Source organism: Mycolicibacterium stellerae (genome assembly GCF_003719305.1).
GTDB lineage: Bacteria > Actinomycetota > Actinomycetes > Mycobacteriales > Mycobacteriaceae > Mycobacterium > Mycobacterium stellerae.
Map to the genome: position 1 here is coordinate 1 of NZ_RARC01000002.1, position 18,932 is coordinate 18,932.

General features: G+C 66.9%; 17 protein-coding genes and 1 pseudogene. 5 read left to right on the forward strand and 13 right to left on the reverse strand.

Annotated elements, in window-relative coordinates; all coding sequences use genetic code 11:
• Positions 1-41: 41 nt before the first annotated feature.
• The 4 genes and pseudogenes from D6M19_RS02855 to rimP form a co-directional block, all read right to left on the reverse strand.
• Positions 42-293 (reverse strand): annotated as a pseudogene (locus D6M19_RS02855) (translation initiation factor IF-2 N-terminal domain-containing protein); the annotation flags it as partial.
• An 80-nt stretch (positions 294-373) separates the two neighbouring features.
• Entirely contained in the window at positions 374-733 is a 360-nt protein-coding gene (locus D6M19_RS02860; RefSeq protein ID WP_123023675.1) for a YlxR family protein, read from the reverse strand.
• A 49-nt stretch (positions 734-782) separates the two neighbouring features.
• Complete coding sequence (gene nusA, locus D6M19_RS02865) at positions 783-1,826, reverse strand: transcription termination factor NusA (RefSeq protein ID WP_123023676.1); 1,044 nt, start codon at positions 1,824-1,826, stop codon at positions 783-785.
• On the reverse strand, positions 1,823-2,380 hold the full coding sequence (gene rimP / locus D6M19_RS02870; protein WP_123023677.1) for a ribosome maturation factor RimP: 558 nt from the start codon (positions 2,378-2,380) through the stop codon (positions 1,823-1,825). Before rimP ends, nusA begins: the two co-directional genes overlap by 4 nt.
• A 129-nt stretch (positions 2,381-2,509) precedes the next feature.
• On the opposite strand from rimP, the gene D6M19_RS02875 reads away from it, so the two are divergent.
• Together D6M19_RS02875 and D6M19_RS02880 are read left to right on the forward strand one after the other, a co-directional pair.
• Positions 2,510-2,992 (forward strand): hypothetical protein, encoded by a 483-nt coding sequence (locus tag D6M19_RS02875; protein ID WP_327389776.1) that lies wholly within the window; start codon positions 2,510-2,512, stop codon positions 2,990-2,992.
• Positions 2,989-3,459 (forward strand): ferritin-like domain-containing protein, encoded by a 471-nt coding sequence (locus tag D6M19_RS02880; RefSeq protein ID WP_123023679.1) that lies wholly within the window; start codon positions 2,989-2,991, stop codon positions 3,457-3,459. The genes D6M19_RS02875 and D6M19_RS02880 overlap by 4 nt, the downstream gene beginning before the upstream one ends.
• A 74-nt stretch (positions 3,460-3,533) precedes the next feature.
• Here the strand turns inward: D6M19_RS02880 and D6M19_RS02885 are convergent, their stop codons facing one another.
• The 5 genes from D6M19_RS02885 to cobA all read right to left on the reverse strand — a co-directional run bounded on the left by D6M19_RS02885 (position 3,534) and on the right by cobA (position 11,109).
• Positions 3,534-5,279, reverse strand: a complete 1,746-nt coding sequence (locus D6M19_RS02885; protein ID WP_123023680.1) for a proline--tRNA ligase — start codon at positions 5,277-5,279, stop codon at positions 3,534-3,536.
• Positions 5,280-5,317: 38 nt separating this feature from the next.
• Positions 5,318-6,652, reverse strand: coding sequence for an adenylate/guanylate cyclase domain-containing protein (locus tag D6M19_RS02890; RefSeq protein WP_123023681.1), 1,335 nt, complete (start codon positions 6,650-6,652; stop codon positions 5,318-5,320).
• Positions 6,653-6,692: 40 nt separating this feature from the next.
• On the reverse strand, positions 6,693-8,129 hold the full coding sequence (locus tag D6M19_RS02895; protein WP_234834701.1) for an MFS transporter: 1,437 nt from the start codon (positions 8,127-8,129) through the stop codon (positions 6,693-6,695).
• Positions 8,130-8,298: 169 nt separating this feature from the next.
• Complete coding sequence (locus D6M19_RS02900; protein WP_123023683.1) at positions 8,299-9,879, reverse strand: MFS transporter; 1,581 nt, start codon at positions 9,877-9,879, stop codon at positions 8,299-8,301.
• A 33-nt stretch (positions 9,880-9,912) separates the two neighbouring features.
• On the reverse strand, positions 9,913-11,109 hold the full coding sequence (cobA, locus tag D6M19_RS02905; protein ID WP_123023684.1) for a uroporphyrinogen-III C-methyltransferase: 1,197 nt from the start codon (positions 11,107-11,109) through the stop codon (positions 9,913-9,915).
• Between the two features lie 142 nt (positions 11,110-11,251).
• On the opposite strand from cobA, the gene D6M19_RS02910 reads away from it, so the two are divergent.
• Positions 11,252-12,088, forward strand: a complete 837-nt coding sequence (locus D6M19_RS02910) for a hypothetical protein (RefSeq protein WP_164478309.1) — start codon at positions 11,252-11,254, stop codon at positions 12,086-12,088.
• 15 nt (positions 12,089-12,103) lie between these two features.
• Here the strand turns inward: D6M19_RS02910 and D6M19_RS02915 are convergent, their stop codons facing one another.
• The 4 genes from D6M19_RS02915 to D6M19_RS02930 are packed head-to-tail and all read right to left on the reverse strand — an operon-like array spanning position 12,104 to position 16,391.
• Positions 12,104-13,468: a cobyrinic acid a,c-diamide synthase CobB gene (locus tag D6M19_RS02915; RefSeq protein ID WP_123023686.1), complete on the reverse strand. Its 1,365-nt coding sequence runs from the start codon at positions 13,466-13,468 to the stop codon at positions 12,104-12,106.
• A complete protein-coding gene (cobO, locus tag D6M19_RS02920; RefSeq protein WP_123023687.1) occupies positions 13,462-14,076 on the reverse strand; it encodes a cob(I)yrinic acid a,c-diamide adenosyltransferase in 615 nt (204 codons plus the stop codon). Before cobO ends, D6M19_RS02915 begins: the two co-directional genes overlap by 7 nt.
• Before the next feature lie 15 nt (positions 14,077-14,091).
• Positions 14,092-15,927 (reverse strand): magnesium chelatase subunit D family protein, encoded by a 1,836-nt coding sequence (locus D6M19_RS02925; protein ID WP_123023688.1) that lies wholly within the window; start codon positions 15,925-15,927, stop codon positions 14,092-14,094.
• Entirely contained in the window at positions 15,924-16,391 is a 468-nt protein-coding gene (locus D6M19_RS02930; RefSeq protein ID WP_123023689.1) for a GNAT family N-acetyltransferase, read from the reverse strand. The genes D6M19_RS02925 and D6M19_RS02930 overlap by 4 nt, the downstream gene beginning before the upstream one ends.
• A 104-nt stretch (positions 16,392-16,495) precedes the next feature.
• Here D6M19_RS02930 and D6M19_RS02935 point away from each other — a divergent pair, with 104 nt between their 5' ends.
• Both D6M19_RS02935 and mtr read left to right on the forward strand, forming a co-directional pair.
• The gene (locus tag D6M19_RS02935; RefSeq protein WP_123023690.1) at positions 16,496-17,512 is read left to right on the forward strand and encodes an alpha/beta hydrolase; all 1,017 of its coding nucleotides are present in this window, start codon (positions 16,496-16,498) and stop codon (positions 17,510-17,512) included.
• A 5-nt stretch (positions 17,513-17,517) separates the two neighbouring features.
• The gene (mtr, locus tag D6M19_RS02940) at positions 17,518-18,930 is read left to right on the forward strand and encodes a mycothione reductase (RefSeq protein ID WP_123024097.1); all 1,413 of its coding nucleotides are present in this window, start codon (positions 17,518-17,520) and stop codon (positions 18,928-18,930) included.
• Positions 18,931-18,932: the final 2 nt, after the last annotated feature.

Genomic DNA, 18,932 nt, shown 5'->3' on the forward strand with positions numbered 1-18,932 from the left:
CCTCAGCCTTGGTCTGCAGCGTCAGCAGTGTCTAAGAGACAGGGCGCCCTCTCCGGCGCGGGCGCCTTTGCGGCTGCCGCCTTGGCGGGCGCGCCGTTACCGTCGGCCTTTGCCTTCTCCGCCGCGGGCTTTGCTCCACCGAGGGATTCGCGCAGTCGGCGCGCGACGGGGGCCTCCACTGTGGAGGATGCGGATTTAACGAATTCGCCCTGTTCGCTCAGTCGGGCGAGTACTTCCTTGCTGGTTACACCGAGTTCCTTAGCCAACTCGTGTACGCGGGCCTTGCCTGCCACTTCTCTCCTGTCTTAGAGGCGACAGCGGTGGTAGGGCCGCGCCTCGGGTTTAGCTATGACGCATGGTCATCGTCTGGACTTCACGGTGTGCTCATGTTCTTCGCTGCCTGTTCTGTAGCCGGGCGCCGGGGCGCTTCGAATGATTCGAAGTACTCCAGCACCGCGGACGTTTCCGGTGAGCCGGTGATGCGCAACGCTCGGGCGAATGCTCGCCGCCGGATTGCTGCGTGCAAACACTGCTGATCGGGATGCAACCAAGCACCCCGCCCAGGCAGGTTACCTGCTGCGTCAACGGTCACGGCACAACTGCCATTCCCGCCGCCCACAGCAACTACCCGAAGCAGTTCGGCGGTCAGCTCTCGCTTCCGGCAGCCGACGCACGTCCGTACGGGTCCTTCCGTACTTCGATGCGGCGTTGCCGAATTCTCGCGCTGGATCACGCCTGAGTCTACCGTCTGAGCTCCCGCGGACCGAACCGGCTGCAGACTGCTATCGGTCGCGCGCAGCGCCGTGTGTCGCGCCCGGGCTCGACGGGCTGTCCTGCGCAGTTGCCGCGTCGCTGCGAATGTCGATGCGCCAGCCGGTCAACCGGGCCGCCAGCCGGGCGTTCTGGCCCTCCTTGCCGATGGCCAGCGACAGCTGGAAATCGGGGACCACCACCCGAGCCGCACGCCCGGCCTCATCGATGACCTGCACGGACACCACCTTGGCCGGGGACAGCGCGTTGGCGACGAACTTGGCCGGGTCCTCGTCGTAGTCGATGATGTCGATCTTCTCGCCGGACAGCTCACTCATCACGTTGCGCACCCGCTGGCCCATCGGCCCGATGCATGCACCCTTGGCGTTGAGCCCGGGCACCCGCGAGGTGACCGCGATCTTGGAGCGATGACCCGCCTCGCGGGCCACCGCGACGATCTCGACGGAGCCGTCTGCGATCTCGGGCACCTCGAGGGAGAACAGTTTCCGAACCAAGTTGGGGTGGGTGCGCGACAAGGTGATCAGGGGTTCGCGGGCACCGCGGCTGACGCCGACGACGTAGCAACGCAGCCGGTCGCCGTGTTCGTAGCTCTCGCCGGGGACCTGCTCGGCGGACGGAATGACGCCCTCCGAGCCCTTCGTCTCGCTACCCATCCGAACCACGACGAGGCCACGGGCATTGGCGCGACTGTCACGCTGGATGACACCGCCGACGATCTCGCCCTCGCGGGTGGAGAACTCGCCGTAGTTCTTCTCGTTCTCGGCGTCGCGCAACCTCTGGAGGATGACCTGTCGCGCTGTGGTGGCCGCGATACGGCCGAATCCCTCTGGGGTGTCATCCCATTCGTTGAGAACGTTGCCGTCTTCGTCTGTCTCCCGCGCCAGCACCTGGACCACGCCGGTCTTGCGGTCGATCTCGATGCGCGCGTCGGCTTCGTGGCCCTCGGTGTGGCGATAGGCGGTGAGCAACGCCGACTTGATGGTTTCGACGACGACATCGACCGTGATGCCCTTGTCGGCCTCGATGGCGTGCAGTGCGGCCATATCGATATTCATGCCGGCGCCCCCTTACCCGTTTGGCCTGCCAGTTCGAGCTCCCGCTGGTTCGGAGTCGAGAACTCCACCTGGACAACGGCTTTGGCGATGCCGCTGAGAGGCAGCTCGCGAACCGAGTAATTCCCCCTTGCCCCTTCGGGCACCACCAGGTACACGGCGCCGTCGCGGGTCTCGCCTAGCCTGCCTGTCAGCACAGAACCGTCGGACAGCGTCAGCTCGACCTTGCGGCCGCGGGCCCGCCGATAGTGCTTCTCGGCGGTGAGCGGCCGGTCCACACCCGGTGAGGTCACCTCGAGGACATATTCCGAACCGGACTTCGACGAATCCACCGTGTCCAGCAGGTCGGACGCGGACCGGGAAAGCGCGGCGATCGCCTCCAGATCGAGCCCATTGTCACCGTCGGCAATCACGGTGATGCGCGGTGGACGCGCGCGTGCGTCGATGACGACGTCTTCAATTTCGTATCCAACGCGCGCGAACTCACCGTCGAGTAGCTCGATCACCTGCTGCTGCGAGGGCAACCTCGCAGCCCGCAGCTGCGGATCCGATGCCACGGCGAGCTCCTCATGTTGAATTGTTCCGACGGGGCCAACGATACGCCAGTGAACATCTGGCGAACCGCAATCTGGCGGCCGTGCCCAGCGAATACACAGCGCCGATTTCGACAATGGCAGGATGTCGTCGTGCCGAGTGCCCTCCCCGTCGTCAGCAGGCGGCGCATGCTGTTCGGGACCGCGACCCTTGCGGCGTTGGGCCTCACCGCCGCCGCATGCGGCAAGCCACCGCCACCGCCAGACCTGGACGACCTCATGACGCAACTCGATATGGCGCACGGCGACAGCCAGCTGGCCAGCGACGCGGCCACCGCGGCGAAACCCGCGATGCGGCCTGCGCTGGCCGCCGTCTCGGCCGAGCGGTCCAAGCATGCCGAAGCACTGGCAAGCGAGATCGCCCGGATGACCGGTGAGCCGACGACGTCGTCGTCGACCACGACGACCAGCGCCCAGCAGCCGACGGCACCGACCACGAAAGACGTCATCGCAGCGTTGCGCCGGTCCGCAGATAGCGCGGGCCAAACAGCTGCCCAGCTATCCGGCTACCGCGCCGGGCTGCTCGGCTCGATCGCCGCGTCCTGCGCGGCGGCCTACCTGGTGGCCCTCGCGTGACCTCTGCTGAGTCGACCGGGCCGTCCCGGCCGCCCGACGCCGACGTCGCAGCCCTGTTCGACGCCGTGGCCACCGAGCACGCGGTCATCTACGGCTACGGGCTGGTGTCGGCGCATTCCACTCCGGACGACAACGATTTGGTGGCGGCGGCGATGTCGGAGCATCGCGAACGCCGCGAGGCCGCGATCGAGATGCTGGCGGCCCGCGGGGCGGACCCGCCGCTACCCGCCGCCGGGTATCAGGTGCCGATGCAGGTGGACAACCCGACCGACGCCGCCAACCTCGCGGTGCGGATGGAAGAGGACTCATCGGTGGCGTGGCGTGCGGTGGTCGAACAGGCGACCAGCACGCAACAGCGCGCCTTTGCGGTGACGGCGCTGACGCAGACGGCCGTCACGGCTGCGCGCTGGAGCAAGGTGCTCGGCGTCTGGCCGATCACCGTGCCGTTCCCCGGCGGCAACGAATAGTCACTTTTCCGCGCGAGCAGACGCAAAAGTACCCCAAAGTTGCTGATTGAAGGCACTTTTGCGTCTGTTCGCGGTTAAGAGGCGAGCGCCGCGGCGATCTTGGCGGCCGCGCCGTCGACGGCGATCTCGCGCGCCTCACCGCTACGCCTGTTGCGCAGCTCGACGACACCGTCGGCCCAGCCGCGGCCGACCACCACGATCCACGGCATGCCGAGCAGTTCGGCGTCCTTGAACTTCACCCCCGGTGAAGCCTTCCGATCGTCGAGCAGCACCTCGATTCCGAGCCGGTCCAGTTCGGCGGCCAGCTCGCCTGCGCCTGCGCGGGCCGCCTCGTCCTTGTTGGCGATGACGACGTGAGCGTCGAACGGCGACACCGACGACGGCCAACTCAGCCCGAGGTCGTCGTGATGCTGCTCGGCGATGACAGCGACCAGCCGAGACACCCCGATGCCGTATGACCCCATGGTCGGCCGGATGGGTTTTCCGTCCTCCCCGAGGACGTCGACGGTGAACGCGTCGGTGTATTTGCGGCCCAGCTGGAAGATGTGGCCGATCTCGATGCCGCGAGCGGACACCAGCGGGCCTGCCCCGTCCGGCGACGGATCGCCGTCACGCACACCGGCCGCCTCGATGGTGCCGTCAGCGGTGAAGTCGCGGCCCATCACCAGCCCCACGACGTGTTTGTTGGGCGCGTCGGCCCCGGTGATCCACGACGTGCCTGCCACGATCCGCGGATCGACCAGATATCGAACGCCGTTGTCCCGCAATGCCTTCGGACCGACATAACCCTTAACAAGGAAAGGATTCCTTGCGAAGTCCGCATCGTCGAGTAGGGCGTACTCGGCGGGATCCAGCGCGGCACCGAGCCGCTTCTCGTCGACGTCGCGGTCACCCGGCACGCCGACGGCCAGCAGCTCCCATTCGCCGCCGGGCTTGCGGGTCTTGAGCAGGATGTTCTTCAGGGTGTCGGCGGCGGTGATCTCCCGGCCCAGGTCGACGGTGTTGGCCCAATCCACCAGCGTGGCGATCGTCGGGGTGTCGGGAGTGTCGTACACCTTGGCCTCGGCCAGCCCGTCGACGGGCAACGCGGCGGGCGCCGAAGTCACCACGGCCTCGACATTGGCGGCATAGCCGGACTCCAGACAGCGCACAAACGTGTCCTCGCCGACCTCGCTCTCGGCGAGAAACTCCTCCGAGGCGCTGCCGCCCATCGCACCCGACACGGCCGAGACGATGACGTAGCGAACCCCGAGCGTGTCGAAGATGCGCTGGTAGGCGTCACGATGGCGGCGGTAGGCGGCCCGGAGACCATCGTCGTCGACATCGAATGAGTAGGAGTCCTTCATGACGAACTCGCGCCCACGCAGGATGCCGGCCCGCGGCCGCGCCTCGTCGCGGTACTTGGTCTGAATCTGGTACAGCAGCACCGGGAAGTCCTTGTAGCTGCTGTACTCCCCCCTCACCGTCAGCGCGAACATCTCCTCGTGAGTAGGCCCGAGAAGATAGTCGTTGTCGCGGCGGTCCTTCAGCCGGAAGACCCCGTCGCCGTACTCCGTCCACCGGTTCGTCGTCTCGTACGGTCCGCGCGGTAAAAGCGCGGGAAACAGGATCTCCTGCCCGCCAATCGCATTCATCTCGTCGCGAACCACACGCTCGACATTGCGTAGTACCCGCAGCCCCAGCGGCAGCCAGCTGTAGAGCCCTGGTCCGACCGGGCGGACGTAGCCCGCGCGGATCAGCAGTTTATGGCTGGGGACCTCGGCGTCGGCTGGATCGTCGCGCAGCGTGCGCAGGAACAGCTCGGACATGCGGGTGATCACAGCCCGCAAGCTTAGTGAGCGCTTTTGTGGCCGACGATTCAGGCGACCTTGACGCGGAAAACCTCGGTGTCCTCGGGCAGTCCCTTAAGGCGGTGGGCCCCCAAGTCTTCGAAGACAAGGCCGGACCCGACGGAGAGGTCACGCACCGTTCGGCTGGTCAGCACCTCACCGGCACCCGCCATCGCGCCGATCCGGGCGCCGACGTGGACGGCCATCCCGCTCCACTCGTCGCCACGCTTCTCGCATTCGCCGATGTGCACGCCCGCGCGGATCGGGATGCCGTGGGTAGCCAGCGCGGGCACAAGGTCGAGGCCGCACCGCGCCGCCTTCGTCGGGCCGTCGAACAATGCGAAGACCCCGTCGCCGGTGTGCTTGGCGCGGCGGCCGCCGTACCTCGAGAGCACGCTGTCCACCAGCCGGTCGTGATCGTCAAGCTGTCGACGCCAGTGCTCGTCGCCGTGGGCGGCAAGAAGTTCCGTCGAGCCGACGATGTCGGTGAACAGGACGGTGCTCAGCACACGCTCGGTCAGCGCGGCATCGGCCTGCTGGCCGACGAATTCGAGCACTGCACGAGGCAACAGATCCGTCAGGTCGATTGCGTAGTGCTCACCGGGCGGCAGTTCGCGAAGCTCGGCGTTGGGTATGCCCGACGCGAGAGCTGCCGATGCCTCAAAGGCGGCGACGCGATCTCCTCGCCTGGAGAGCACCAATGTCGGTGTGTGGACAGAGCCGAGCACCTCGCGAACATCGATCTGAAGGACGGCCTCCCACAGCAGACGGGCCATCATCGGACTCGCGGAGGCCCGCTGTTCCTTGCCGAGCATCTCGCGGACCCCGGGTACGTCGGCGATCGGCCCGAAGAACATCTCTGCGAATGCACCTGCGCCCCAATTGTTCTCAATGTCCTTACGAACCTCGTCAGCCTGTTCGGGACTAACACCCCATGGAAAATCAGGTAGCTCGGGTGAGAAACGTGCAGCTGTCCCGTACAGAACGAGAGAGCGCACACGTTCCGGGTAGGTAGCGGCGAACAAGATGCTCATCGTGCCGCCTTCGGACATTCCGACCAGGGCAGGCGATTCCATTTCGGCGGCGTCGAGCACGGCACGCAGATCATCCATGCGTTCGTCCAGGGTGGGCACGTCGGTCACTGGATCGGACAAACCCGTCCCGCGCTTGTCCCACACCACCAGACGGGTGCCGTGGGACATCCGCTCCGCCACCGCGCCATAGAGAGTCGTCGGATCTGCGTAGAGATCGACATTGCTCACCCAGCCAGGAATGAAGACCACGGGGATGTCGCCGTCACCCATCACCCGATAGGCAAGCCGGATGTCGCCGTTGCGTGCGTATTTGACGCGGCCGACGCTCACGCCGAAAGTGTGACATGCGCGCGGCTATGAGGTCGGACTTCTACACCGCGTCTTGTTCGAGGTCTTCCTCGAGCTCGCCGGCCTCGAACGCCTCGCGGGTGTGTTGCGCGGCCGCGATCTGTCGCGCGCTGAAACCGATCCCGAGCGCCGCGGCGCCGACCACCACCGCGATTCCGGCGACCCACAGCAGCGAGTAGGTGTATCCGGCGTCCAGCGCGTCGAGCTGGCTGGACGTCATGTCGGAGACCGGTCCCGTTGTGCCGCCCAGGTACAACGTCCGCGACGTGATGACGGCCTGAATCACCACCAGCACCAACGGGCCACCGAGGTTGTAGACCATCAACTGGATGGCCGACACCGGCCCGATCTCACGCGGGCCGACATCGGCCACCGCACAAAGCGGCAGGACCACCGAGATCACGCCGATTCCGAAACCGCCCACCAGGATCAGCACGACGAAATCGGGGAAGTACGAAATCGATCGGTCCAGCGTCGAGCCGTACAGCATGGCTGCGAGCACCAGCGTCCCGCATCCGATGATCAGCCACCGCGGGGCGATGTGCGGCGCGGCACGCGTCGCCAGCAGCGTGCCCAACCCGAACGCCCCGGCGAACGGCAGGAAGGCCACCCCGGCTCGCAACGCCGAATAGCCCATCACGTCCTGGACGTAGAGCCCGATGATCACGGTCGCGGTCAGCATCACCCCGCCCGCCATGAACAGCGAAACGAACGTCATGACGCGGCTGCGGTTGTCGAACACCGAGAACGGCACGATGGGGTGCTCTGCGGTGCGTTCGACGAGCAGGAACGCGGCAAGGAAAACCACGGCCGCCACGCCTGCACCGATCACCCACGGGTCGATCCAGCCACGGGCCGGGCCCTGCGTGAACACCAGCACCGCCGACGTGCAGGCCAGGGTCGCCAGCGACGCACCGGCGACGTCCAGTTTCAGTCGCTCATGGTGCGTCTCGGCCAGCCGGGTGACGGCGACCCAGATGATGAGGATGCCGATCGGGATGTTGATCAGGAATGCCAGCCGCCACGACACGACGGTCAGCGCGCCGCCGAGCACCAGGCCAAGCACCGAACCGGACGCCTGCATGGCTGCCGATACCGCGAACGCGCGATTGCGGGCATGACCGACGGCGTAGGTGGTCGCTATCAATGCCAGCCCGGTCGGCGCCGCGATGGCCGCGCCGGTGCCCTGCACTGCCCGCGCGATGATCAGGGTGACGCCGTCGGTGGCCAGGCCGCACACCAGCGATGCGATCGTGAACACGCCGACGCCGGACAGGAACGCGCGCTTGTGCCCGATGGCGTCGCCGACCCGGCCGCCGATCAACAGCAGGCCGCCGAACGTCAGCACATAGGCGGTGATGACCCAGCTCTTGCCTGCGTCAGAGAGGTAGAGATCGGCCTGCAGCCGTGGCAGCGCGACGATGACGATGGTGCCGTCGAGCGTCGCCATCAACTGCATGCCGGTGATCGCGAAGATCGCGATACCGAGAACGTGCGTTGTCAGACGCTGCCGGGAGGGGTCCGTCGACTCGCTGGAATCCCCCGCCGCAGACATGGACTGCCAGCCTACAGAGCCGTGATTTCGGCGCGCTCATCGACGCTGAGCGCACGCGAGCGCGCCGAAATCGCTACAGCTCTCCGTGGTCGATCGCGTCCTTGACTTCCTGCGCGTGCGCGACCTGATCGGCGGTGTAGCCGATGAACAGCGCGACAACGCCGACGATCACCGCCACTGCGGCGACCCAGAGCAGGCCGTAGGTGTAGCCCTGGTCAAGGGCGTGCAGTTGCACCGAGTCCATGTTCTTCACCGGGCCGGTGGTGCCGCCCAGGTAGAGGGTCCGCGATGTGATGACGGCCTGGACGATCGCCAGCACGATCGGGCCGCCGAGGTTCTGCAGCATCAGCGCGATGGCCGAGACCGGGCCGATCTGGTCGAAGCCGACGCCCGCGATGGCCGAAACTGTCAGCGGGACGACGATCATGCCGATACCGAAGCCACCAATGGTGATCGGTAGCACCAGATCGGGAAAGTATGGGATGCCGAGGTGCAGCGTCGACCCGTAGATCATGGCGCCGAGCACCAGGATGCCGCCCGCGATCGTCAGCACCCGAGGGCTGAACATCGACACCAGCTGCGACGACACGGCCAACCCAATGCCGAGCGCGATCACGAACGGGATGAAGCCGATGCCTGCGCGTAACGCGCTGTAGCCCAGGATGTCCTGCACGTAGAGGCCGATCAGCACCGTCAGGGTGAACATCACCCCGCCGGCCAGGAAGACCGCGGCGAAGGTGGCCACCCGGTTGCGGTCCTTGAACAGGTCGAACGGAACGACGGGGTTTTCCGCGGTGCGCTCGACGATCAGGAATGAGATGAGGAACACCGCAGCGGCGCTCAGCGAACCGATGGTGACCGGCTCCAGCCAGCCATTCTCCGGGCCCTGGGTGAACCCGAAGACCGCCGCGGTACAGCCAAGCGTGGCGAGGATCGCCCCGGCGGCGTCCAGCTTCAACCGTTCTTTATGGGTCTCCCGCAGCGTGGTGCGGGCCAGGTAGATCATCACAAGGCCGACCGGAACGTTGACCAGGAACGCCAACCGCCATGACACCTCGGTCAACGCGCCACCGAGGATGAGGCCCATGACGGAGCCGACGCCGGTCATCGCGGCGAACACCGCGGTGGCGGCGTTACGCGCCGGTCCCTTCGGGAACGTCGTGGCGATCAGGGCCAGGCCTGTCGGGGAGGCGATCGCGGCGCCGACGCCCTGCAGCAGTCGGGCGATCACCAGCGTGGCCTCGTCCCACGCCACACCGCACAGGATCGATGCGATGGTGAACAGCGCGACGCCGACGATGAAAGTGCGTTTGCGGCCGATGGTGTCACCGAGTCGTCCGCCGAGCAGCATCAGGCCGCCGAAGGTCAGCACATAGGCGGTGATGACCCAGCTGCGGCCCGCGTCGGAGAGGCTCAGCTCGTCCTGGATCTTCGGAAGCGCGACGATCGCGACCGTGCTGTCCATGGTCGCCAGCAGCTGCATGCCGCCGATCGCAATGACCGCGGCGATGAAGCGGCGCGATGGCAGCCACTCGGGGGACCTGCCGGTTTTCGCCGTGGCAGAGCGCTTTGCCTGTTCGGGAATAGCCCGTTCCGCGCGGCTTTCTGCGTCCCGGCGGATGGCGGCGCGCTCTGCATCGTTGAGAGCCGTCATAGGTGGTTACCTTACAGTAATCTTAAGATCCCTTTAACTGCCGAAGGCCGCTACCGGGCCGATCACGATGATCGCGGGAGGTCGCACACCCTCCGATCGGATGTCCTCTGGCGCGTCGCCCAGCGTCGTACGCAGCGTTCGTTGTGCGGCCGTGGTGCCGTGCTGAACCACCAACACCGGCGTTTCCGCAGGTCGGCCGCCCTTCAGCAGCACATCGGCGAATTGTTCGATCCGTTCGACGGCCATCAGCAAGACGATCGTGCCGCTCATCGCGGCCAGCGCATCCCAATTCACTAACGATTCGGGGTGCCCTGGCGCAACATGTCCGCTGACCACCACAAACTCGTGCGTGATGGCTCGGTGGGTAACCGGAACACCCGCCAACGCAGGAACTGCTATGGCACTTGTCACACCCGGCACGACAGTGACGGGGATGCCTGCGTCGGTGCAGGCGATCACCTCTTCATAGCCGCGCGCGAATACGAACGGATCGCCGCCTTTGAGACGCACGACGAACTTGCCCTCCTTGGCGCGCTCGATGAGGACGGCGTTGATGGCGTCCTGGGCCATTGCCCGGCCGTATGGAATCTTCGCCGCGTCGATCACCTCGACGTGCGGGGCCAGTTCTGCCAGCAGTTCCGGTGGCGCGAGCCGGTCGGCGACCACCACGTCGGCGTTGGCAAGGAGGCGCCGGCCCCTGACGGTGATCAGCTCGGGGTCACCCGGCCCGCCGCCGACCAACGCCACACCGCCGTGCACGACGCCTGGCGCTTCGCCGGTGATCAGGCCCTGCTGGAACGCCTCGTGAATCGCCGACCGGATCGCCGCCGAGCGACGGTGGTCGCCGCCCGCCAACACACCGACCGCGAGGCCCTCGTACTCGAAGGTCGCAGGAGTTACCGCGGTGCCCTCCCGGCCCGCATCGGCGCGGACGCAGAAGATCCGAAGGCGCTCGGCCTGGTCCACCACGGTGGCGTTGACGTCCGGATCGTCGGTGGCGGCGATGACGTACCACGCGCCGTCGAGATCAGCCGCCTGAAAGGGCCTCAGCGTCAATGTGATTCCGCTCATCGCCTCGACGGCCGGGGTTGCCGACCTGGAGATGACGTGCACGTCGGCGCCGGTGGCGATCAAAAGCGGTAGCCGGCGCTGGGCGACGGTGCCGCCGCCGACAACCACGACCTTCTTGCCCGCCAGGCGCAGGCCGACGAGGTAGGGGTTATCGGTCACCCGGCGAGCCTAGAGGTTGCCGCCGGGCCATCGGAAACGGTCACGAAAAGCCGGTGGAAAAAGTGTCCGGCCGGTCGGGCTTAGCCGCTCCTATCTCTGAGAGCAGCCCAATCCGGGCCGCCGTCACAGAATGGACAAGAACATGAAGAACGTCAGCGCGACTCAAGCGAGATCGGCTCCTGCTTACCGTTCGGCGAGCGTTGAGGGCTGGCTGACCAAGGATGAACCGCCAAGCGTCTACTCGACGAAGAGGCCGGCAATCGTGGCCGAGTTCAGGACCGCATCAGGCGTGGAAGTTCGGCTCGTGAACCTCTCGCACAGCGACGACAACCCCGACATCGGTGTGGTGTACACGAGTCCTAGGGTGTCGCACGGACGCAGTCCGGCGGCGACAATGATGTCACCCCTGGAGCTGTATCTGGCCTGCGAAAGTGGAAAACCAGCCCCCAAGTCGCTGCTGCGTCACCACCAGGGTCTAGCTCGCCGCGGCGTTTTCGCGCCGCAGCCCCGGGCACTACCGTTGCCGTTGTGGGCCGAGCCGAACCCGACCGCGGGCGATTCGCCCGGACTGTTCGGGACGTACGGACTCTGCGAGGGCGACTTCGCCGCGAATTGGCTCACCTTCTCGCTGGGTCATGGCGTAAACCGTCCCTACACGCAAGAGCCGTTCGAGATGTGGACTGGGTGGAGCGTGGTCACCGGTGTGTCGGGACCGCGGGCACTCGCGCTTTGTGCGCCACCGAGTCTGAACCCAGACCTGTTCTTCACCTTCACCTTCCTCAACCGAGAAGCCGGTGGCCAGTGGGAGGAGATTTGGGAGATAAGCAACCTCCATGACGTCGGCTTTACATCCTGGGGGCCCGACGCGGGCACAACGAAGATCCAGATCGCAACGGCGTTTGACCACCATGGCCTATTCCTTGCCGGCGCCAGCTGGGGTGAGCCGCAGGATTGGCTCAGCCCAAATCCGCTGCCTTAGCGAGGGATCGATGACTCACTTAGCACTTGCGGCGGCCGCGACGAAGTTTGTTACCGCGTCGGGCCGACCCGCCGGATGGGTGTGCAGATAGCTCGCGTGCACGCCCGCGCATACGGCGCCGTGGCGAACCGCCGCTTTGTCGTGGCCGCGATACACCCATGCCGGCTGGTAGCTGTCGGTGAACATCACTGTGGTGCGGTGGAATTCATGCCCGACGACGCGCTCCCCCTCGCTGTACAGCGACGAGCCGACGGCGGCCACGGCGTCGCGATAGGCCAGCGTGAGCTTGTCGGTGAACCGTGCCGTGCCGGCAAGCACACCACACATCGGATACCCGTCGAGTTCGTCGACCAGATATGTCAGGCCCGCGCACTCGGCGTGCACGGGTGCACCACCTGCCGCCAGCGCTGCGATCTGATGCCGAACGCGGTCGTTGGCGGACAATTCGGTGCTGAATTCCTCGGGGAATCCACCGGGCAGCACAAGTGCGGCTGTGTCCGGCGGCAACTGTTCGGTCAACGGGTCGAACTCGACGACGTCGGCACCGGCCGCCGTGAGCAGTTCGGGGTGTTCGGCGTAGCTGAAGCTGAACGCCTTCCCCGCCGCGAGCGCGACGGTGACCCGGTCGGCTGTGCGGTCGCCGACGGCGTTCTCGGGACTCCACGGTCGCGCCGCGACGTGCCCACCTGCGGTGGCAACGACGCCGGACAGGTCGACGTGCGCGGCGACCAGCGCGGTCATCGCATCGACCGCGGCACGGGCGTTCTGACCATGCTCCACCGCGGTAACCAGGCCCAGATGCCGTGCGGGAACGGTCAATTCGTCGCTTCGCGGCAATGCCCCGAGGACCGGGATGCCTGCGTGCTCGCACGCTTGCCGCAGCACATCGGCATGGCGCGGTGAGCCGACGCGGTTGAGGATCACCCCGGCAATTCGGGTGGAGTCGTCGAACGTCGAGAAGCCGTGCAGCAGTGCGGCCATGCTGTGGCTCTGCCCCTTGGCGTCGACGACGAGGATCACCGGAGCGCCGAGCAGCGCGGCCACCTGTGCCGTCGATCCGGCGGCAGGGCCGGTCATGGCGCCGTCGATGCGTCCGTCGAACAACCCCATCACGCCCTCGATCACGGCGATGTCGCAGCCGTTGCTTCCGTGCCGGTACAGCGGACCGATCAGTTCGTCACCGACCAACACCGAGTCGAGATTGCGGCCGGGCCTGCCCGCCGCAAGCGCGTGATAGCCGGGGTCGATGTAGTCGGGACCCACCTTGAACGGCGCCACCCGATGCCCCGCCTGCCGCAGGGCACCTATCAAACCCGTTGCCACCGTGGTCTTTCCGCTGCCTGACGCAGGCGCGGCGATCACCACGGCCGGGGTCACCATTCGATGCCCCTCTGGCCCTTGCGGCCGGCATCCATCGGGTGTTTCACCTTGGTCATCTCGGTGACCAGGTCGGCGGCGTCCACCAGCGGCTGAGGGGCGTCTCGACCGGTGATCACGACATGCTGGGTGCCGGGTCGCGATGTCAGAGTGGCGATCACGTCATCGATGTCGATCCAGCCCCACTTCAGCGGGTAGGTGAACTCGTCGAGCACATAGAAGTCGTGCCGCTGCGCCGCGAGCCGCGCCGCGATCTCGGCCCAGCCGTCGGCGGCGGCCGCGGCGTGGTCGACTTCGGTACCCGCCTTGCGCGACCACGACCAGCCGGCCCCCATCTTGTGCCACTCGACGGCCCCGCCGACACCGTGCTCATCGTGGCAGCGGCCGAGCTCACGAAAAGCCGACTCCTCGCCCACTTTCCACTTCGCGCTCTTGACGAACTGGAACACCGCGACGTCGAAGCCCTGGTTCCAGGCCCGCAGCGCCATCCCGAACGCGGCAGTCGACTTTCCCTTGCCCGCACCGGTGTGCACGGCCAGCAGCGGCGCGTTGCGGCGCGCGCGCGTCGACAGGCCGTCGTCGGGGACGGCGAGCGGACGGCCCTGCGGCATCTGAAGAGTCCTCTCTTACGCGGCGCTGGACTGGGTCGCGACGATCTGCGTCAGGGCGTCGGCCCGCAGCTGCGAAAGCCGCACCGACGGCGCGCCGAGCGCAACAGCCAACTGTTGCGCCAACCCCAGCCGCACGTAAGACGTTTCGCAGTCGACGACGACGGCGGCCGCGCCCTCGGCAACCAACCGCGCCGCGGCGACCCGGGCCCGGCCCAACGGGTCGGGTCCGCCCGTTGCCCGCCCGTCGGTGAGTACCACCACCAGGCTGCGCCGCGCGCGGTCGCGTGCCTTCTCCCGCACCACCACGTCACGAGCCGCCAACAACCCCTGCGCCAGAGGCGTTTTCCCACCGGTGTCGAACCGCGCCAGCCTGCGCCCGGCGATGTGCACCGACGACGTCGGCGGCAACAGCACCGAGGCCTGCTGCGCACGGAATGTGATCACCGCGACCTTGTCGCGGCGCTGATAGGCATCGCGCAACAGCGACAGCGCCGCGCCGCTGACCGCCGCCATCCGATCGCGCGCCGCCATCGAACCCGACGCGTCGACCACGAAGATCACCAGGTTCCCTTCGCGGCCTTCCCGAAGCGCGCGGCGGACGTCGTCGGCTTCCGGACGCGGACGCCCCGGTCGCTGCTGCCGACGCGCAGCCGCCAACAGTGTCGCGAAGATATGCACACCGTGGCCCTCTTCGGGTTCCCTTGTCGAGGACACGGTCGTCCCGGCGCGATTGCGCGCACGTGACCGCCGCCCCTGCGCTCCTTCCCCCACGCCCGGCACCACCAGTGTCCGGGTCCGGAAAACCGGAGAGGGAGCCGAGCTTCGCCGTGTCTGCGACGAATTACCTTGCGGTGCGGCGTGATCCGAATCGGCTTCCGGCGTGCTTCCGCCGCCGGGGGGTTCCGAGTCGGGATCGGGGTCGTCTTCCTGCTGCTGCGTCTGCGCCATCGCGTCATCGAGCTGCTGGGGGTCCAGCCCGGGATCGTCGAACGGGTCGCGCCTGCGCCGGTGCGGAAGCGCCAACTCGGCGGCCACCCGGATGTCCTCTTCACCGACGGTGTCAGAGCCACGCCAGGCCGCATGCGCCGCTGCGGTGCGCGCGATCACCAGGTCGGCCCGCATCCCGTCGACGTCGAACGCCGCACACAACGCGGCGATGCGCCGTAATTCGTTGTCCGGCAACACCACATCGCCTACTGTTACGCGAGCCGCGGCGATACGGCTGGCGAGGTCGGCGTCCTGTTCGGCGTATGAGGCGACGAAAGCGGCCGGGTCGGCTTCGAAGGCCATCCGGGCACGGATGACGTCGGCCCGCACGTCGACATCGCGCGACGCGCGCACGTCGACGGTGAGCCCGAACCTGTCCAGCAGCTGCGGACGCAGCTCGCCCTCTTCGGGGTTCATCGTGCCGATCAACACGAACCGGGCCTCATGGCTGTGCGAGACGCCGTCACGTTCGATGTGCACCCGGCCCATCGCCGCGGCGTCGAGCAACACGTCGACAAGGTGGTCGTGCAGGAGGTTGACCTCGTCGACGTACAGAACGCCGCCGTGCGCGCGGGCAAGCAGACCCGGCGAGAAGGCGTGCTCGCCGTCGCGCAACACGCGCTGCAGATCGAGAGAGCCGACCACCCTGTCCTCGGTGGCGCCGATGGGCAACTCGACCAGCGTCGAATCGGCATCAACCGCAGAAAGAACATCGGCAAGGCCGCGGACGGCCGTCGACTTCGCCGTGCCCTTCTCGCCGCGGATCAGCACGCCGCCGATCTCGGGCCGCACGGCGCACAGCACCAATGCCAGCCGCAGCTGGTCGTGACCGACGATGGCGCTGAACGGATAGATCGCTGTCACGACTGCTCGGTTTCGCTGTGCCCGCGCAGCATCGGCACGTGCGGGATTCCGTCGTCGAGAAATTCGTCGCCGTCGCGGACGAAGCCGTGCTGTTTGTACATGTCTTCCAGATAGGTCTGGGCGTCGATCCGGCAGGCGTAGTCTCCCACTTCGGCCAGCGCCGCCTGCAGCAGCCGACTCGCGTGGCCGTGTCCACGCGCCGTGCGTAACGTGGCGACCCGCCCGATGCGGAACCCCTTCCCGCCGCCGACGTGCTCTTCCATCAGCCGCAGCGTGCAGATCACCTCGCCGTCAGCGCCCTCCAGCCAGAAGTGCCGGGTCTCGGCAAGCAGGTCGCGGCCATCGAGTTCCGGATAGGGCGTCGCCTGCTCCACGACGAACACCTCGACCCGCAGCTTGAGAAGTTCGTAGAGCGTGGCGGTGTCGAGATCCTTGGCCCACGCGCGGCGCAACGCAACGCTCATAGCTCAACGCTCATGGAAGCGGCACCGTCACGGACACGATGCCCAGGTTATCCCGCGGGCATCGGCCCAAACCGGGCCACCTCGCCGCGGTTAAGGTAGCTGACGTGACCGCCTGGGAACCCGACGTACTGCCGGGCTACTGGCAGCAGACGCTGGCACTGGGCCTCGACCCCGACGGAGAGGGCGAACTGGTGGCCACCCTGATCCGCGCAGGCGATCAGGACACGGCCGCCGGGCACGCCGTATTGGTGGTGCACGGGTTCACCGACTACTTCTTCCACACCGAGGTCGCCGACTACTTCCTCCAGCGTGGCTTCGCCTTCTATGCCCTCGACCTGCACAAGTGCGGCCGATCCTGGCGGGAGGGTCAGACTCCGCACTTCACCACCGACCTGGCCCGCTACGACACCGAGCTGGAGCGCGCGCTGGACATCGTCGTCTCGGCCACCGGCGGGGCGAAAGTGCTGCTGTACGGGCACTCGGCGGGCGGTCTCATCGTGTCGCTGTGGCTGGACCGGTTGCGGCGCCGTGGCGCCACCGCCGCCAAGCACGCCAACGGCCTTGTGCTGAACAGCCCGTGGCTGGACCTACAGGGCCCGGCGGTACTGCGCACCGCCGGAACCGCAGCCATCGGCGCGGTATCCCGCTTCCGCAAGAAGCTGGTGGCCCGGACGCCGACCGCAGGCGGCTACGGCACCTCACTGCATCGCGACTACCACGGCGAGTTCGACTACGACCTGAACTGGAAACCGGTCGGCGGGTTCCCGGTGACGTTCGGCTGGATCAACGCGATCAGGCGCGGGCACGCACGGCTGCACCGCGGGCTCGACGTCGGAGTGCCGAACCTGATACTGCGCTCGGACCACAGCGTGCGGGAAGTACCCGATCCCGAGCTCATTGCGCGCGGCGACGCCGTCCTCGACGTCAAGCAGATCGCGCGGTGGGCGGGCTGCATCGGCAACCGGACCACGGTCGTACCCATCGTCGACGCGAAACACGACGTCTTCCTGTCCTTGGCCGAGCCGCGCGCGGCCGCCTTCCGAGAACTGAGCAATTGGCTCGACTGGTATGCCAAGTGGTCACAATCGGCGGGCGCCACAACACAATCCGAACAAGGATGACCCGGATGGAACATTTCGACGTCGCGATCATCGGTACCGGCTCGGGCAACTCGATTCTCGACGAGCGCTACACCGACAAACGCGTCGCGATATGCGAGCAGGGCACCTTCGGCGGAACGTGCCTCAACGTGGGCTGCATCCCGACCAAGATGTTCGTCTACGCCGCCGAGGTGGCCCAAACCATCCGGGACGCCGAGCGGTTCGGCGTCGACGCGACGCTCGACGGCGTCCGATGGAGCGACATCGTGTCGCGTGTATTCGGCCGCATCGACCCGATTGCGATGGGCGGCGAGAACTACCGCCGCTCTACGCCGAACATCACCGTGTACGACACCCACACCCGCTTCGCTGAGCCGACCGCCGACGGCCGCTACACGCTGCGCACCGATGGCGGCGAGCAGTTCACCGCGGCCCAGGTGGTGATAGCTGCGGGCTCGCGCATCTCGGTACCCGATGCGATCAGAGACTGCGGGGTCGACTACTACACCAGCGACACCATCATGCGGATCGGCGAGTTGCCAAAACATCTCGTCATCGTCGGTGGCGGGTTCGTCGCCGCCGAGTTCGCCCACACCTTCTCGGCGCTGGGCACGCGCGTCTCGCTCGTCATCCGCGGCGGCACGCTACTTCGGCATTGCGATGACACTATCTGCGAGCGGTTCACCGACATCGCGTCGAAGAAATGGGAGATCCACAACCACAGCAATGTGGTCGGCGCGAGCCAGGACGACTCTGGCATCACCCTGACGATGGACAGCGGCGCGACCTTGCAGGCCGATGCGGTGCTGGTGGCGACGGGGCGGATCCCCAACGGCGACCAGCTCGACGCACAGTTCGCCGGAGTCGAGGTTCGCGACGGCACCGTAGTGGTCGACGAGTACCAACGGACCACTGCGCGAGGCGTTTTCGCACTCGGCGATGTGAGCTCGGATTATCAGCTCAAGCACGTCGCCAACCATGAGGCCAGGGTGGTCAAGGAGAACCTGCTGCTGGACTGGGACGACACCGGTCTCCTCAAGAAGTCCGATCACCGCTATGTGCCGTCGGCGGTGTTCACCGATCCGCAGATCGCCTGCGTCGGCCTCACCGAAAACCAGGCCCGCGCGCAGGGGTACAACGTCGTTTCCAAGGTGCAGGATTACGGCGACGTCGCCTACGGCTGGGCGATGGAGGACACCACCGGGATCGCGAAGATCATCGTGGACGACGATTCGGGACTGATTCTCGGCGCGCACATCATGGGGCATCAGGCCTCATCGCTGATCCAGCCGATCATTCAGGCGATGAGTTTCGGACTGGGCGCCCAGGACATGGCGCGCGGCCAGTACTGGATTCATCCGGCGCTGCCGGAACTCATCGAGAACGCCCTGCTGGCACTGTGCGGTGAGCCGCCGTGGCCGCCCGCCCGCAGGCACTGAAT

Coding starts and splice junctions, on each gene's coding strand:
- D6M19_RS02915 (WP_123023686.1), bottom strand. CDS start 13,468: ATGGTGACCCCGGCCGTGGTGATCGCCGCGCCTGCGTCAGGCAGCGGA.
- D6M19_RS02900 (WP_123023683.1), bottom strand. CDS start 9,879: ATGACGGCTCTCAACGATGCAGAGCGCGCCGCCATCCGCCGGGACGCA.
- cobO (WP_123023687.1), bottom strand. CDS start 14,076: ATGCCGCAGGGCCGTCCGCTCGCCGTCCCCGACGACGGCCTGTCGACG.
- D6M19_RS02910 (WP_164478309.1), top strand. CDS start 11,252: ATGAAGAACGTCAGCGCGACTCAAGCGAGATCGGCTCCTGCTTACCGT.
- D6M19_RS02895 (WP_234834701.1), bottom strand. CDS start 8,129: ATGCAGTTGATGGCGACGCTCGACGGCACCATCGTCATCGTCGCGCTG.
- mtr (WP_123024097.1), top strand. CDS start 17,518: ATGGAACATTTCGACGTCGCGATCATCGGTACCGGCTCGGGCAACTCG.
- D6M19_RS02930 (WP_123023689.1), bottom strand. CDS start 16,391: ATGAGCGTTGCGTTGCGCCGCGCGTGGGCCAAGGATCTCGACACCGCC.
- nusA (WP_123023676.1), bottom strand. CDS start 1,826: ATGAATATCGATATGGCCGCACTGCACGCCATCGAGGCCGACAAGGGC.